This is a genomic window from Vibrio sp. 2132-1 (assembly GCF_033344315.1).
Genome location: NZ_JAWPON010000025.1, coordinates 38,601 through 54,035, shown reverse-complemented (window position 1 = coordinate 54,035; position 15,435 = coordinate 38,601). Strand labels below are relative to the sequence as shown.

General features: G+C 46.2%; 13 protein-coding genes. 8 read left to right on the top strand and 5 right to left on the bottom strand.

What is annotated here, in order from left to right; all coding sequences use genetic code 11:
* Positions 1–715 precede the first annotated feature (715 nt).
* Genes R8N47_RS21555 through hemC form a run of 4 tightly spaced genes read right to left on the bottom strand, consistent with a single transcriptional unit; the run spans position 716 to position 4,795 of the window.
* Positions 716–1,897: a heme biosynthesis protein HemY gene (locus tag R8N47_RS21555; RefSeq protein WP_064354410.1), complete on the bottom strand. Its 1,182-nt coding sequence runs from the start codon at positions 1,895–1,897 to the stop codon at positions 716–718.
* A complete protein-coding gene (locus tag R8N47_RS21550; RefSeq protein WP_005378751.1) occupies positions 1,897–3,108 on the bottom strand; it encodes a uroporphyrinogen-III C-methyltransferase in 1,212 nt (403 codons plus the stop codon). Before R8N47_RS21550 ends, R8N47_RS21555 begins: the two co-directional genes overlap by 1 nt.
* 17 nt (positions 3,109–3,125) lie before the next feature.
* Positions 3,126–3,854: a uroporphyrinogen-III synthase gene (locus tag R8N47_RS21545; RefSeq protein WP_053350816.1), complete on the bottom strand. Its 729-nt coding sequence runs from the start codon at positions 3,852–3,854 to the stop codon at positions 3,126–3,128.
* A gap of 2 nt (positions 3,855–3,856) precedes the next feature.
* Complete coding sequence (hemC, locus tag R8N47_RS21540) at positions 3,857–4,795, bottom strand: hydroxymethylbilane synthase (protein WP_005383388.1); 939 nt, start codon at positions 4,793–4,795, stop codon at positions 3,857–3,859.
* Between the two features lie 346 nt (positions 4,796–5,141).
* Between hemC and R8N47_RS21535 the strand changes: the two genes are divergently transcribed.
* The gene (locus R8N47_RS21535) at positions 5,142–7,670 is read left to right on the top strand and encodes a class I adenylate cyclase (RefSeq protein ID WP_053350817.1); all 2,529 of its coding nucleotides are present in this window, start codon (positions 5,142–5,144) and stop codon (positions 7,668–7,670) included.
* 69 nt (positions 7,671–7,739) lie between these two features.
* On the opposite strand, the gene cyaY is transcribed toward R8N47_RS21535, so the two are convergent.
* A complete protein-coding gene (cyaY, locus tag R8N47_RS21530) occupies positions 7,740–8,054 on the bottom strand; it encodes an iron donor protein CyaY (protein ID WP_005383391.1) in 315 nt (104 codons plus the stop codon).
* A 74-nt stretch (positions 8,055–8,128) separates the two neighbouring features.
* Between cyaY and lptM the strand changes: the two genes are divergently transcribed.
* The 7 genes from lptM to R8N47_RS21495 all read left to right on the top strand — a co-directional run bounded on the left by lptM (position 8,129) and on the right by R8N47_RS21495 (position 15,374).
* Entirely contained in the window at positions 8,129–8,245 is a 117-nt protein-coding gene (lptM, locus tag R8N47_RS28865; RefSeq protein WP_005378746.1) for an LPS translocon maturation chaperone LptM, read from the top strand.
* A gap of 61 nt (positions 8,246–8,306) precedes the next feature.
* Positions 8,307–9,560, top strand: coding sequence for a diaminopimelate decarboxylase (gene lysA / locus R8N47_RS21520; RefSeq protein ID WP_005378745.1), 1,254 nt, complete (start codon positions 8,307–8,309; stop codon positions 9,558–9,560).
* Between the two features lie 10 nt (positions 9,561–9,570).
* Complete coding sequence (gene dapF, locus R8N47_RS21515) at positions 9,571–10,401, top strand: diaminopimelate epimerase (protein WP_005378744.1); 831 nt, start codon at positions 9,571–9,573, stop codon at positions 10,399–10,401.
* A complete protein-coding gene (locus tag R8N47_RS21510) occupies positions 10,395–11,126 on the top strand; it encodes a DUF484 family protein (protein WP_081248199.1) in 732 nt (243 codons plus the stop codon). The genes dapF and R8N47_RS21510 overlap by 7 nt, the downstream gene beginning before the upstream one ends.
* Positions 11,092–12,024: a tyrosine recombinase XerC gene (gene xerC, locus R8N47_RS21505; RefSeq protein ID WP_005378742.1), complete on the top strand. Its 933-nt coding sequence runs from the start codon at positions 11,092–11,094 to the stop codon at positions 12,022–12,024. Before R8N47_RS21510 ends, xerC begins: the two co-directional genes overlap by 35 nt.
* An 8-nt stretch (positions 12,025–12,032) precedes the next feature.
* Entirely contained in the window at positions 12,033–12,749 is a 717-nt protein-coding gene (gene yigB, locus R8N47_RS21500; RefSeq protein WP_053350826.1) for a 5-amino-6-(5-phospho-D-ribitylamino)uracil phosphatase YigB, read from the top strand.
* A gap of 138 nt (positions 12,750–12,887) precedes the next feature.
* Positions 12,888–15,374 carry an EAL domain-containing protein gene (locus tag R8N47_RS21495; RefSeq protein ID WP_104979846.1) on the top strand — a complete coding sequence of 829 codons (2,487 nt, stop codon included), beginning with the start codon at positions 12,888–12,890 and terminating at the stop codon, positions 15,372–15,374.
* Positions 15,375–15,435: the final 61 nt, after the last annotated feature.

Genomic DNA, 15,435 nt, shown 5'->3' with positions numbered 1-15,435 from the left:
GGTTGAAAGCACCGGTCTTGAAAACCGGCATACGTTAATAGCGTATCTAGGGTTCAAATCCCTATCTCTCCGCCACTATTAAGAAGCCTCGCTAGAAATAGCGAGGCTTTTTTCATTTCCGCACATCTTTATTACTCTATCTATGCTTGCCAAAAATCAATTCCATATGCGATCTACTTTTCGACAAAGTAATATTGGTATCGGTATTGGTTGTGACGTTTTGATTTTTGCTAAGAAGTGCAGTTGCCTCTAACGCTGTTCATCCTCATCACTGCATGCTGTCCCGATATATATTGCCTTATTGTTCTCTTAAAGCACTACCATTGCTTCTCTAGCCCCTTTTACGGGATAGACCGAACAAATAAGCATACTCAAATAGTCACTGTTTCACTGATGTATCTTTTTGTTTTACTCAGTCTAGCGACGCGCGTGCTCTATTGCCTAAATCTAGCTACGTCTTAAAACCATACTTCTACAGGCTAAAGTTACGTATTCCTGCATCTTTTAAAATTGTTTTGGATTCTGCTGGAATGACAGGATCAGAGTGGTCAAAAGAGAAAAGGAAAGTGAAACGATAGTGAGTTGCTAGGAAGTTGAGAACTACTTGGGAGCCAATGAATTGGATAAACATATTGATGACTAAGGACTAAAGGGTTAATAGCAGGCAATAAAAAAGCCGACAGGTAAGCTGTCGGCTTAGTTAGGTCATCTTAAGTTAGTCATTCTGGACGAGCGTGAGAGCTTTACGAGAGACTTCGTGAGCAGCTTTGGTTAGATTTTGCTTCTCTAGTGTGTCTGCTAGGAATGCATAGTCAGAGACGTCAGAGCGAAGCTTTAAGGCGATCTCAAAGTGATCCTGGGCTTCTTGCCACTTCTCTTGACGGAAATAGAAGTGCGCTAATGCGCTATGGGCAGCGGCGTTATCCGGTTCTTTCTTCACTACTCCCTCTAAGAAGACCACGACAGGGTGGGTATCTGGCAGATTTAGATCTGGCAGTAGTTGATAAAGCTCTGGGGCTGGTTGTTTTTTTAATGCTTCTTTTAGCACGGTAAAGGCTTCTGCATCAGCTTTTCGTGTGATGAGTTCTCGAGCAAAACAGGCAACGAGGTGTGTGTCTTGTTTCACTTTACGTGAGAGGCTATTCCAATGGGAGATTAGCCCTTCGCTACCCTGTTGCTGCGCTACTTCATGGAGTAAGCCGCACTGCGCCTTTTGAATCAGCTCTGCATGTTCTTCTTCCGAGATGAGTTTTGCTTTGGTGAGTTGTGGCAAGAGGTCAATAAGAGGTTGCCACAACTTTAGCTGCATGTACGTTGTTTTCAGCAAGTTCAATACAATAGAGTTACTCGCATACTGACTTTTTAACGATTGCAAGGTATTGAAAGCGGACTCGAACTCGTTGTCGCGGATAAATTGTTTCGCTCGAGTCAGTTCTACTGCGAGATGGGCGTTCTCTTGTTGGCTCGCTAGCTCTAGATAGTGATCTCGTTTTGCTTTATCACCTTGGCCTTGTGCGGCTTCAGACGCAACCAAGTAGCAAAGCAGCGGCATATCGTGATGATTTGCCCAGCGAGTTACTTTCTTCTCAGCACCTTTCCAGTCACCTTCTAGAAGTTTAATAATGCCTTCATTGGTGTATCGGCGGGAATGGCGCATTTTGCGAACACTGAAGTAGTTCCATGTTGTAGAACTAGCATAAACTAACTTCTTAATCAGGTACTCAAGCAGAAAAAGACCTGCGAGTGCAGCGATAACGAAAACCACTAATGTCGTTACGCTCATCTCGATCGTTTTCTCGGCAATGGAGATGAGTACATAGCCTTGCTGACCAGAAAACTGGGTGCCAACAAATAGTCCTGCGCCTAGTACAACAAATAGGAAAATAAGACGAAACATTACTTATCCTCCATGCCTGTCATCGTTGTGACTTCACGACGTAGGCGTTCACGGATGACATCTGATAGTTGAGACTGACTTTGCAGTTTTGTTGGGTATTCCACTTGAATATTTTGCTGACTTAGTAGGTTAACCGTTTTGTTGAACTCTTTAACGGAATTATCGTCTTGGTTGAAGAAAGCTAATGCCCATTTGTCTGCTGTTTTTAGAGACGTGGTGTAAATTTCACCTTGCTCTTGGTACACCGCTTTTATTGCCGTTTCCAATTTGGCTTTGATGTTTTCTTTCAGGTAAAAGTGTTGCTCAGGAGAGAGCAGTGGAATGACGTTACCATCGCGCGTGCGGAAGGTAATGAAGTTTTCCGAAAAGTCCTTCAAAGAGGTCATTAAGTTATCTTGCCAGTTTGCGATATCTTCAGACACTTCTGTGTTTTCTACGGCTTCAGCTTCAGGTAGCAGTGCATTGGCGAGAGGGAGCTTGTCTACTTGCTGTTGCAGGGCAGTTAAGCGTAGTACCAATCCATCACGGTCAATTAGCGGGATAGTGCGAAGTTTGGTGATATCGTTTGCCATTGCTTTACGTAGTTTGACGAGACTAGGGTCATTCAGTGCTGCAATGCGTTGGTCTGCACTTTCCATCAGTTGAGTCGCGCTTTCTACATCGTGCTCTAAGAACAATTTACGACCAGCTAATTTGACAAGGTAATCGGCTTCCGCTAATAGCCAGTCGTTTGGTCGACGACCTTTCACATCGGCAACGGCGAGCTGTAAGCTTTCAATGCTCTTCTGTTGCTGTCCAAGTACCACTTCCGCTTTGTGTGTCACGGTTGTTGCTTTCTCGATGGTTTCTTCTTGTACCCGGCTGAGTTCTTGCTTCATGGAAGCTTGAGTGCTTTCTAGCTGACTTTTTAGTTGGGCGATCTGCGCTTGGTAATCGGCTTGCTGTTGATGCAGCTTGTACGCGAGGCCACCGCCAAAAATAATCGATAAGATGATAGCGACCGTACCTAGTTTGACACCACGTTTACCTTGTTTTTCTTCAAACTCGACTTTGGTTGGCTCTGCTGTTTTTGGGGGCTCGGCCGCTTGTGGTTGCTCTTTTTTAAGGTCCGCATCCTGCTGCGATGTGGTTTTTTCGACTAGCGGTGCCGATGAGGTTTCTTCGGAAAGGTTTTTATCGTTATTTTTTTGGTCGTTATTTTTACTTGTCATGCCTATATCCTGTGTAGCTAGGGCTGGAGAGCCGCCAGTAATTCTTGGTTGGATGCGCTTCCCGTGCATCTCACGCGAGTGAACCCCCTTTGAATTGCGATGTCAGCGATACGCTGACTGGGGATATACAACTCTTGTTGATTAAGCCAAGTCAATTGCTCCGACGTCAATTGGCTGCACAAATAATCCAGTTGTTCACCACTGGTGACAATAATCTGGTTAATTTGTAGGTTTTTCCATAGTGAGATACAGCTTACTGGATCGAATGGGATGAATTCTCTCTTGTAAGTCTCACTATAGTGAACTTTTGCGCCACGCCTCACCAATGCATCTTTGATCAGCTCTCTTCCGCCGTTACCACGAAGGATAAGAACTTGTTGTTGTGCCACATTGTTGAGCTCTGGCAGTCGCAATAAGTGTTCACTATCACTGACTTGGGGATAGTGTACTTTCTGTTGGGTACATTTGCTTAAATAGTGTGCTGTTTTTTGACCAACGGCAAGGTAAATAGCTTGTTTCGGCCATGACATCCCGTTGCTGGCTAAGATTTGCTGTGCACATTGCACTGCATGTCGACTAACAGCGATAACAATTTGAGCTTGATGTAGATGTTTAGAGAGGTGCGTGTCCGTGAGATCGGCGACAATGTCGATCAGAGGATGGTGATATGCGGAAATGCCGTGCCTTTCGAGCAGAGAGCAAAGCGCGCTGCCTTGCTCTCCCGGCCGAGTGACCAACACTGCCATGGTTATTCGTGATCTGCGTACAGCTTAGTTAGGATTTCACGAGCGCCGTTATCTAGCAGCTCATTGGCTAGCTGCACTCCTAATGCTTCGCCATCTTTACGATGGCCACGAATTTCACCACGAACAATTTCGCTGCCATCTGGTTCGCCAACTAATGCGCGTAGCCAAATGTTGTCGCCGTCTAGTAGGGCATAGCTGCCGATAGGTACCTGACAGCCGCCTTCTAGGGTCAGATTCATTGCGCGCTCACACAAAACGCGGTCTACGGTGTCTTGGTGGTTAAGTGGCTCAAGCAGCTTAAGCAGTCTTTCATCGTCAAGGCGGCACTCAATACCGACAGCACCTTGGCCTACCGCTGGTAGTGATTGCTCTGGTTCGATAAAGCTACGAATGCGCTCTTCAAGCTTCAATCGTTTAAGGCCAGCCGCAGCAAGAATGATTGCATCATACTCACCCGCATCTAACTTACCAAGGCGAGTGCCCACATTACCGCGAAGCTCTTTGATGATGATGTCCGGACGATATTCTTTCAGTTGGCATTGACGGCGCAAACTGCAAGTACCAACCACGGCACCTTGAGGGAGCTCATCAATGTGGCTATAGGTATTAGAGACGAAGGCATCACGAGGATCTTCACGCTCACAAATGGTCACGAGGCCAAGGCCTTCTGGGAAATCGACGGGTACGTCTTTCATTGAGTGAACGGCGAGGTCTGCACGTCCTTCTAGCATCGCGATTTCAAGCTCTTTTACGAACAAGCCTTTGCCGCCAACTTTTGCTAGTGGTGTATCTAAAATCACGTCACCTTTGGTCACCATGGTTACTAACTCGACTTCCAAGCCTGGGTGAGCGGCTTGAAGGGCGTCTTTAACAAAGTAAGCTTGCCATAAAGCAAGAGGGCTTTTTCGAGTTGCAATGCGAATCGGTGTGGATTGTGTCATGATCTTCTCAATGCTGTTTGGATTTGGGTTTATCCTACCATTCTCATCAAGAAATGCTTACTGTTAGTTCGTTATCTCTGAAGGCTATGAATGGAATTACATGACGTTATGAAAATAGTGTGACTGGATTCTCAATTAGACTAAGGACTATTATTAGTAATAGGTAATAAGAGCGACACTACCGCGCGATTAATTTTGTGACTAAAGTATGGTTTTGTATCCGGAGTGATACACGGGCGTGAAGCTTTACCCGCACCAATAAAAGTGTTAAATTGATCACGTTTTTAAGCCGTTTTGGTTTAAAACGTCAGCAGATTTTCGTGATTGTTCAACCAAGGAATTCCCCTTGCAGGCTTACACCCAAAAAATCATCCAGCGACTAGATAATTTGAATCAGCAGCGAGTTGATCGCGCGTTGGCGCTTATGGATTCGCAAAGCCAGCAAGTCTTCCACTTGATTCCTGCCTTGTTGAACTACAACCATCCTGTAATTCCTGGCTATTATGATGCCGATGTCCCGTTTGGTGTGCATGGGCTTGAACTAAATAGCATTCAGCAACAATTCATAGATGATATTCAACTTGCCATTGGTCAGCCGCTCAAGACGGTAGAAAAGCCCGCTATATTGGGTTTGTACACCATGGGCAGTACCTCCTCGATTGGTCAAAGTACTTCCAGTGATTTGGATATTTGGGTGTGTATTTCACCAGAGATGGATTGTGACGAACGCGAGTTATTGACCAATAAATGCCTACTCATCACGGATTGGGCACAAAGCAAAGGCGTGGAAGCGAACTTTTTCTTAATGGATAAAGAGCGCTTTAGAAGCAATCATTCTGAGGAGATGACAGGTGATAACTGTGGTTCATCTCAGCACTTACTTTTGTTAGATGAATTCTATCGTAGTGCGGTGCGTATTGCCGGACAGCGTTTGTTATGGCAAATCGTGCCGCCAGAAATGGAAGAGTGTTACGACGAGTACGTTTCTCAATTGTGCAGTGATGGTTACATCGATTGTAGTGAATGGATCGACTTTGGTAAATTGAACTGCATTCCTGCTGAAGAATACTTCGGTTCGAACTTGTGGCAGTTATACAAAAGCATCGACTCTCCCTACAAATCGGTATTAAAAGCCATCTTGCTAGAAGCTTACTCGTGGGAATACCCGCATACTCAATTGTTAAGCATCGACACTAAACGTCGTTTCTTTGCCCATGAGCCTGATCTCTATGGCATGGATGCGTACTACTTAATGTTGGAAAAAGTAACCCGTTACTTAGAGCGAATTCAAGACGATACACGTTTGGATTTGGTGCGTCGCTGTTTCTATCTCAAAACCCATGAAAAATTATCTCGTGAGCCGAATGTTGGCTCAGTAGCTTGGCGCCGTGAAGCGCTGAGCGATATGATTGCAAAATGGAATTGGGATGCAAGTGTCGTTGCAGAGCTCGATGACCGCCGTAATTGGAAGGTTGAACAAGTGAAGGTGGTACATCATGCATTGCTGGATGCGTTGATGCAAAGCTACCGTAACTTGATTCAATTTGCGCGTCGTAACGACATCACTTCTGCTATCAGTCCGCAAGACATCAGTATTTTGGCCCGTAAACTCTACGCTGCTTTTGAAGTATTGCCGGGCAAAGTAACGTTACTAAACCCACAGATTTCACCTGATCTGCACGAGCCTGACTTGAGCTTTATCGAAGTGAAAAAAGGGGGAGTGAACAAGTCTGGTTGGTACCTCTATAAACAACCGCTTATTGCGCACCGCATTTTGGGGCAACCATATCTAGAGCATCATGAATACTTGAGTAAGTTGGTTGCTTGGGCATTCTTCAATGGCTTGATCACTGAATCGACTCGTTTACATGCCGTGGTACGTGAAGCGCAGCTAGATATTGATAAGTTTTACCAAATGGTGAGTGACTTACGAAATACTTTTGCGTTGCGTAAGCGTCGTCCATCTATGCAGGCGCTAGCGAGTCCTTGTGAAATAAGCCAGCTTGCGATGTTCATCAACTTTGAAAATGATCCGACGTCTGAACTTTCTGGTCGTTCGTTGAAAGTGGATGTTAAGAACACCGATATTTTTAGCTTTGGTCCAGAACATAAAAATTTAGTCGGCAGTGTTGACCTTGTTTACCGTAACTCTTGGCATGAAGTGCGTACGCTGCATTTCAAAGGGGAAACGGCGATGCTGGATGCACTGAAAACCATTTTGGGCAAAATGCACCAAGATGCGTTGCCACCAGAATCAGTGGATGTGTTCTGCTATGCGAAGAACATGCGTGGTGTGATGCGCAATATGGTTTACCAGCTTTTAGCTGAATGTATCGACTTACGCTTGAAACCAGTAGAGCAAGAGAAACGTCGCCGCTTTAAAGCGATGCGTCTTGGTAACCAGACTTATGGGTTGTTCTTTGAACGTCGTGGTGTGTCGGTGCAGAAGCTAGAAAATTCCATCGATTTCTACCGCAGCATTTCCACTAACAAACTCAAAGGCTCGCCGCTGTTAATGCTCGATCGTGAGCAAGAATATCAAATGCCGGAAGCGGTGGATGGGTTTGCCAGTGAAGGTCTGGTGCAGTTCTTCTTTGAAGATAACGAAGATGGCTTCAATATTTATGTGTTGGATGAGTCAAATCAAGTTGAAGTGTATCACCAATTTAGTGGCTCCAAAGATGAAATGATTTCGTCTGTAAACAGTTTCTACACGTCGGTAAAAGACGATAGTCGCGTCGCGTCGAAGTTTATTAACTTTAACCTGCCTCAGTACTATCAAATTATTCACCCTGAAGAGGGGAATGCGTATATCATTCCTTACCGTAATGACGGTTGTTCACCGAGTCGCCCGACCAAAACTGTGAACGCGTAATTAAACCCGTATCAATAAACAAAAAGAGCACTTCGGTGCTCTTTTTGTTTTGGTGACGATTGACCAGAATTATGCCCAGTCAATGGCTTCGCCCGCGTGCTTTTCACATTCTTGCTTCACCATTTCAAATAGCTCCATACCCGTTTTTGAGCAGGTCCATTTACCTTCAATAAGTTTGAAGTGGAAACCACCAGATTTGGACGCTAGCCAGATCTCATGCATCGGCTCTTGGCGATTAATGATGATTTGGCTGCGGTCTTCAAATTCCAATGTCATTACGTTGCCAGTGACTTCGTAATCAATGTCTGCGCCTGAATCATCGATGGATTCTTCGATGATTTGCATCTGCGCATCCACCAGTTGATGAAATTCAGTATCGTTCATCCGTCTATCCTATTGCTTTTCCTGAGTGTGGTGCGATTATAGGGGGCATTGATTCAATAATCACGATATGCGAAATGAAAAAATTAGTTACTGTGTTGTTTGTGATGGTTGCCGCGACCTTAGCGGGGTGTGGTCAGTCTGGCTCACTATACATTCCAGATGACACTCAACAGAATGAGCAATCACAATAAATAACCGCACCTTAGGGTGAAATTAGGGTTCAGCAGTCGAATAAAATAAGGGAAGCGAATTTTGGATTACTTCAACTATCAGGATGATGGCCAGCTTTGGGCCGAAGACGTCCCACTTCAAGCTCTTGCAGAGCAATATGGCACTCCTCTTTACGTATATTCTCGAGCCACGCTAGAGCGCCATTGGAAGGCGTTTGATAGTGCTGTGGGTCAGCATCCTCACCTGGTTTGCTACGCGGTGAAAGCCAACTCAAACTTAGGCGTATTGAACACGCTAGCGCGTTTGGGATCGGGTTTTGACATCGTGTCGGGTGGTGAACTTGAGCGTGTGATTGCCGCAGGCGGTGATCCGAAAAAAGTCGTTTTCTCTGGTGTTGGTAAAACACCGGCAGAGATGAAGCGCGCTCTTGAGCTAGGTATCAAATGTTTCAACGTTGAATCTGAGCCAGAGCTAGAACGTTTGAACAAGGTTGCGGGTGAGCTTGGTGTGATTGCGCCAATTTCTCTGCGTATCAATCCAGATGTCGACGCGAAAACACACCCTTACATTTCGACTGGTCTTCGCGACAATAAATTCGGCATTGCGTTTGATCGTGCGCCAGATGTTTATAAATTCGCGCAAAGCCTGCCGAACTTGAATGTGCAAGGCATCGACTGCCACATTGGTTCTCAGCTGACCAATATAGACCCATTTATCGACGCGACAGACCGTTTATTGGCCCTGATTGATGATTTAAAAGCACAAGGCATTAACATTCGTCACCTTGATGTCGGCGGCGGTTTGGGTGTGGTCTATCGTGATGAATTACCACCTCAGCCTTCTGATTACGCCAAAGCGTTACTAGGCCGTCTTGAAAATCACCAAGACTTGGAGCTGATCTTTGAGCCAGGCCGTGCAATTGCTGCGAACGCAGGTATCTTGCTAACGCGTGTTGAGTTTTTAAAACATACTGAGCATAAAAACTTTGCGATTATCGACGCTGCAATGAACGACTTGATGCGTCCTGCGCTATACCAAGCATGGCAAGATATTGTGCCAGTTTCACCGCGAAAGGGTGAAGCACAGACTTACGACTTGGTTGGTCCTATTTGTGAAACCGGCGACTTCTTGGGTAAAGATCGCGCACTCGTTTTGCAAGAAGGTGATCTACTCGCGGTTCGTTCAGCAGGTGCCTATGGTTTTGTGATGTCTTCGAACTACAATACTCGTACCCGAGCAGCAGAAGTGATGGTGGACGGTAAACAAAGCCACTTAGTTCGCCAGCGTGAGGAGCTGACCAGTTTGTGGCAGCTGGAACAGATTCTACCGGAGTAACACACAACAAATGCATTTCCACTTTTCCAAAATGCACGGTTTGGGCAACGACTTCATGGTCGTCGACTGTATCACCCAGAACGTGTTTTTCTCGCAAGACCTGATCCGCCGCTTGGCGGATCGTCATACTGGCGTTGGTTTTGACCAATTGCTTGTGGTAGAGGCCCCTTACGACCCTGAAACCGACTTCCATTATCGGATTTTTAATGCCGATGGTAGTGAAGTTGAACAGTGTGGTAACGGTGCACGCTGTTTTGCCCGCTTTGTTCGCTTGAAGGGGCTGACCAATAAATACAGCATCAGCGTGAGCACCAAGAAAGGAAAGATGATTCTCAACATCGAAGATGATGGGGAAGTGACGGTCAACATGGGCGTGCCAGAGTTTGAACCGAACAAAATTCCTTTCAAAGCGAAGCAAAAAGAGAAAACTTACATCATGCGAGCAGGCGACAATACCTTGTTTTGTGGTGCTGTGAGCATGGGTAACCCGCACGTAGTGACCGTGGTCGACGATGTGGATACGGCAGAAGTGGAAACTCTCGGTCCGCTGCTTGAGTCGCATGAGCGTTTCCCAGAGCGCGTCAACGCTGGCTTTATGCAGGTGATGAGTCGTGACCATATTCGTCTTCGAGTTTACGAGCGAGGCGCAGGAGAGACACAAGCTTGTGGTAGTGGTGCATGCGCGGCAGTCGCGGTTGGGATTCTGCAGGGCTTGTTGGATGAAAACGTTAAGGTTTCTCTACCTGGTGGTGAATTGCGAATTGCATGGCAAGGCCCTGGCAAGCCGTTGTTTATGACCGGACCTACAACGCATGTATTTGATGGTCAATTGTCTTGCTAGTTGAAGAAAAAGGAAACGGTTTGTCTCAAGTAGAAGCAGATGCCTTAACGGCTGAAGTAGTGGCCGAGTACCTCAAAGATCATCCAGACTTTTTTGTGCAACGTCCGGAGCTTGTGGATCGTTTATCTTTCCCACACTCAGACTTAGGCGCGGTATCTTTGGTACACATCCAAATGAATCGCCAACGTCAGCGCATTGAAGAGTTAGAGGAAGAGATCACTACACTAATGTCGCTTGCGGCGAACAATGATCGCACCTTTTACGAATTTATGGATTTGCAGGGGCAGATTCTAAAGTGTGGTGACTTTAAACAAGTCATTCATTCTATCGAAGAGAAAGCCAAAGCATTGGGCTTACGTGCGTTTGTTCGATTGTTTAGTCAATGCGACGCATCGATTCAATTGAGTAAGGAAAGTTATCAACGCTTTGCGGCCACTCACTTAAATGGCAAAGATGCGTACTTAGGACGTCTTCGCAAAGTGGATCGTGAAGCTTTGTTTGGCAACATGGAAGTGCCGGAAATGGGGTCCTATGTGGTACTGCCGCTCGTGAAACAGCAAACTCTGGGCGTGCTTGCTTTTTCTAGTGAAGATGGCGGCCATTTTCAGCCAGATATGGATACCTTGTTTTTGCGTCACCTATCATTAGTAGTGGCACATCTCGCTCAAACACTGGTATGGCAAAGTTACGATGACGACAACTCCCAACACTCCTCTGCCAAATAGTCTGCAAAAGCCTCTTGAGCGCTTCTATGAATTCTTACGAAGCGAAAAGGGGCTTAGCCTACATACTCAGCGCAATTACAAACAGCAGCTAGAAACTATGGCGCAGCACTTAGCTGAAATGGGGCTCAAAGATTGGTCTCAAGTGGATGCTGGTTGGGTGCGCCAATTAGCAGGTAAGGGCATGCGAGAAGGCATGAAAGCCAGCAGTTTGGCAACGCGACTCTCATCGCTGCGTAGCTTTTTCGATTTCCTTATTCTGCGTGGCGAGATGTCGGCTAACCCAGCCAAAGGGGTTTCAGCACCTCGCAAAAAACGCCCGTTGCCCAAAAACCTCGATGTTGACGAAGTGAGCCAATTACTTGAAGTCAACGAGGACGACCCGTTGGCTGTGCGCGATCGCGCCATGATGGAGCTGATGTATGGCGCCGGCTTACGTTTGGCTGAACTGGTGGGTGTGGATGTACGTGACGTACAACTGCGTAGTGGTGAGCTTCGTGTTATTGGTAAAGGCGATAAAGAACGTAAAGTGCCGTTCTCTGGGATGGCAACCGAGTGGGTTGGGAAGTGGCTACGCGTTCGTGGTGATTTAGCCGCTCCAGGTGAGCCCGCCTTGTTTGTATCTAAGCTCGGAACGCGTATTTCGCATCGTAGCGTGCAAAAGCGCATGGCTGAATGGGGGCAGAAACAGTCTGTCGCAAGCCATATTAGTCCGCATAAATTGCGTCACTCATTTGCGACACATATGCTCGAATCAAGCAATAACTTACGTGCGGTGCAGGAGCTTTTAGGGCACGAGAACATTTCGACGACCCAAATCTACACGCACTTGGATTTCCAACATTTGGCGCAAGCCTACGACCAAGCCCACCCACGCGCACGCAAAAAGAACGGGGAGTGAGCCGAAGTATGAAATTTTATCGCCGTATCGAGCCTATTAAGGCAATGACCTTTGACCTAGATGATACCCTCTATGACAACTATCCTGTGATCGTTCGCATGGAGCGTGAGTTGCTATCTTGGCTCAAGCACCATCATCCAGCGGTTGCTCATATGAACAAAGCGGATTGGTTTGCTCTCAAACAGCGAGTTGTGCAGCAACAACCCGAGCTGAAGAGCGATGTCACTTTATGGCGTTTAGTGCAACTTCAGCAAGCCTTCTCCCAAGTAGGCTACGACGAAGACGCAGCACATGCCGCCGCGAAAGCCGCAGTAGACGTTGCGTTGGACTGGCGTAACCGTTTTGAAGTGCCGCAGCAAAGCCTCGATGTACTGGAGGAACTCGCGCAGCACATCCCGTTGGTGGCAATCACCAACGGTAATGTGGATTTAGACCGCATCGGTCTTACGCCTTATTTCCAACAGGTACTTAAAGCAGGACCAGATGGATTGGCGAAACCCGCAACCGATATGTTTACTAAAGCGAAGCGATTCTTGGATATTCCTGCGGAGAATATTCTGCATGTCGGTGATCATCTAACCACGGATGTGCATGGTGCAAAGTTGGCTGGTTTTGCAGCCTGTTGGTTTAATGATATGAATAAAAATGTCATTAACCATTCAAAAACACGTACTTTACCTGATATTGAAATCAATAGTTTGCAGCCGTTACTCACACTTTTTTAATTGCTTTCGCATTAATCCATTCTAATCTCATTTTGTGTCTAGAAAAGCAGCTCAAAGCCACGTAAATTATTCTCTATTAAATAAAAATAGTAACGCCACACGTCGTGGTGAAGATAGTGTTACGGCAGTGGTAGGTCCATGCGAGCTTTTTCAAAACTGGTTCACGATGTCAGTCAACTGAATGACTTTTTAGTCACTTTTCCGACTTCCTCAGATAAACAATATTTAGTACAAATATTGTCGACGCAATCGCGCGAATTTACGACCACACTTGCAGACGCCGTTTTGTCGTCGCTGCCGAATGCTCATGTTATGGGGCATAGTACGCGTAATGTAATTCTGGAAGGGGAGATATTTACCTCTGGTTGCCTAGTGAGTGTGATTGAATTTGAGCAAACCACGCTGACTTCTGCGGTACAAACATACTCTTACTCCCCTGACATTGATGGCGGGGAGCTCAAGCGCTCTCTTCTAATGCAGCATAATTCACAGGTGATCCTCAGCTTTGCTGTGCAAATTGAACGACGTGACTATCCCTTGTTTCAAACCTTCGCCAGTGAAGAAGTAGTGATTTCTGGAGGGTTGGCGCAGAGTATTGACGATGGCTGCTGGGTGCTATATCAAAACCGAGTTTACGATAACGCTGTGGTTGCCGTAGCTTTGCACAGTGATACTTTGAAGCTATGGACTAATGCGTATTCGGAATGGAACCCGATTGGCATGCCACACAAAGTCACTCATGCAAAAGGAACGCGCTTGTATTGTTTAGGTGAGAAGAAAGCGCTGGAAGTATACAAGCGTTACTTGGCGGATGGCCATGACGTGACGCTGAGTCAACTGCTCAGCTTTCCTTTGTATCGAGAAAGCTTAGGGCGAAAGGAAGTTTGTACGGTAACGGAGCTACACGCTGATGGCAGTATGAGCTTCGACAGGCCCTGGTGTCTTGGTGACGAAGTGCAATTTTGCTATAACCATCCCTCGTTAACGCTCGAGCAAGTGCGGCATGGTGTGGTTGAGTTAGCCATGCACCAACCTGAAGTCGTGATGATTTTTAACTGCGCGTCACGGTTAGACTTTATTGACAGCAGCGACGAAGTCCAAGCCTTTAAAGATATTGCGACGACGTTTGGTAGTTACTGTATGGGGGAACTGCATGGTGGTATTGGTCAGCCCGAAATTCTTCATCACAGCCTGACGTATTTAGCGATGCGAGAGGGAGACGAAGTGCAAACATTGAACTTGCCTAAGTCGCCCGTTAGCTCCTCTATTTCACCGTTGTTTAGCTTGATTCGAAATGCGATCGGCGATCTCAACCATATGAACGCGCATATGGGATATCAACTCGATCGCCAAACGCGCAAGTTACAAGAAAGCTATCGACGCGACAGTCGCACGGGGTTACAAAACCGGGTCGCATTGCAAGAGCGGCTGAGTAACATCGATTTGGATGAGCATTTGTTGACTCTAAAGCTACTTAACTTTAGTCATATTAACGAAAAATACGGCTACCGAGTGGGAGATCAATTACTCAAAGATCTCTCAATGCACTTTACGAATCGACTACGAAAGCGTTTCGGCATGCCAACGGCTTTGCAGCTTTATAGTATTGGGGTTGGTGAATGGGCGTTCATATTTAAAGCTGATCAAAGCAGCGAGACCATCAAACAGCACTTTACGCGTTTTGCTGACGCGGTAGAACAAACTAATTTTGAGCCAATTGGCCTACGTGAAATAGATTATCTTTCTATCTCGCTATGCGGCGGCTTAGTGAGTCGCCGAGATTTTCCATCCGCTTCAGTGGATGAGCTCTTACTCAAAGGCATCGAAGCGAGACGCTCCGGTGTACGCAGTAATACTCATATCTGTAATGCGAAAGATATTGAAGTCAGTGAGGATGTGCGTAAAGAGCAACTTGGATGGCTAAGTTGCGTCAGTAGAGCCATTCTCAAACAGAACATCATCACTTATAGCCAACCCATTGTGCATGCTGGTAGCCACAAATTGGCAAGCCAAGAATGTTTGGTTCGTATTCTGGAAGCCGATGGAACGGTGATTGCGCCAGGGCGTTTTCTGCCAATTATCTCTGATACGCATCTTTACACTCGACTAAGTCGGCACATGATTCATTCTACGTTGCATTATATGCGAGATAAGCAAGGTGACTTTTCTATAAACTTATCGCCGCAAGATTTGCTCAGTGATAAAACTTTAATGCTTTTAGAGCATGAAATTAGCCAGCTAAATGACCCAAGGCGAATTGGTTTAGAAGTGCTGGAATCTGAGCAGATCAAAGACTACGGCCGAATGATAGAAGTGTGCAGTCATTTTAGAAGCTTAGGGGCGCGTATCATTGTTGATGACTTTGGGTCCGGTTATTCGAATATCGATGAAATCCTAAAGTTGGAGCCAGAAGTCATAAAGCTCGATGGCAGCTTGATTCGTGATATTGATAAAGACTTAAAACAGCGCAAGATCGCTTCCCAGTTGGTGCGTTTGTGCCAGGTGTTTAACGCGGAGACGGTGGCGGAGTTCGTCCACAATCAGGAGGTGTGTACCATTGCACAAGACATGGGGGTGGATTATTTGCAGGGTTACTATCTTGGCGAGCCGACTCGACTGTTTTAATGATGTTTCACGTGAAACTTCTTGTCGTAAAAAACGCAGCGTAGGCTGCGTTTTTTGTTTG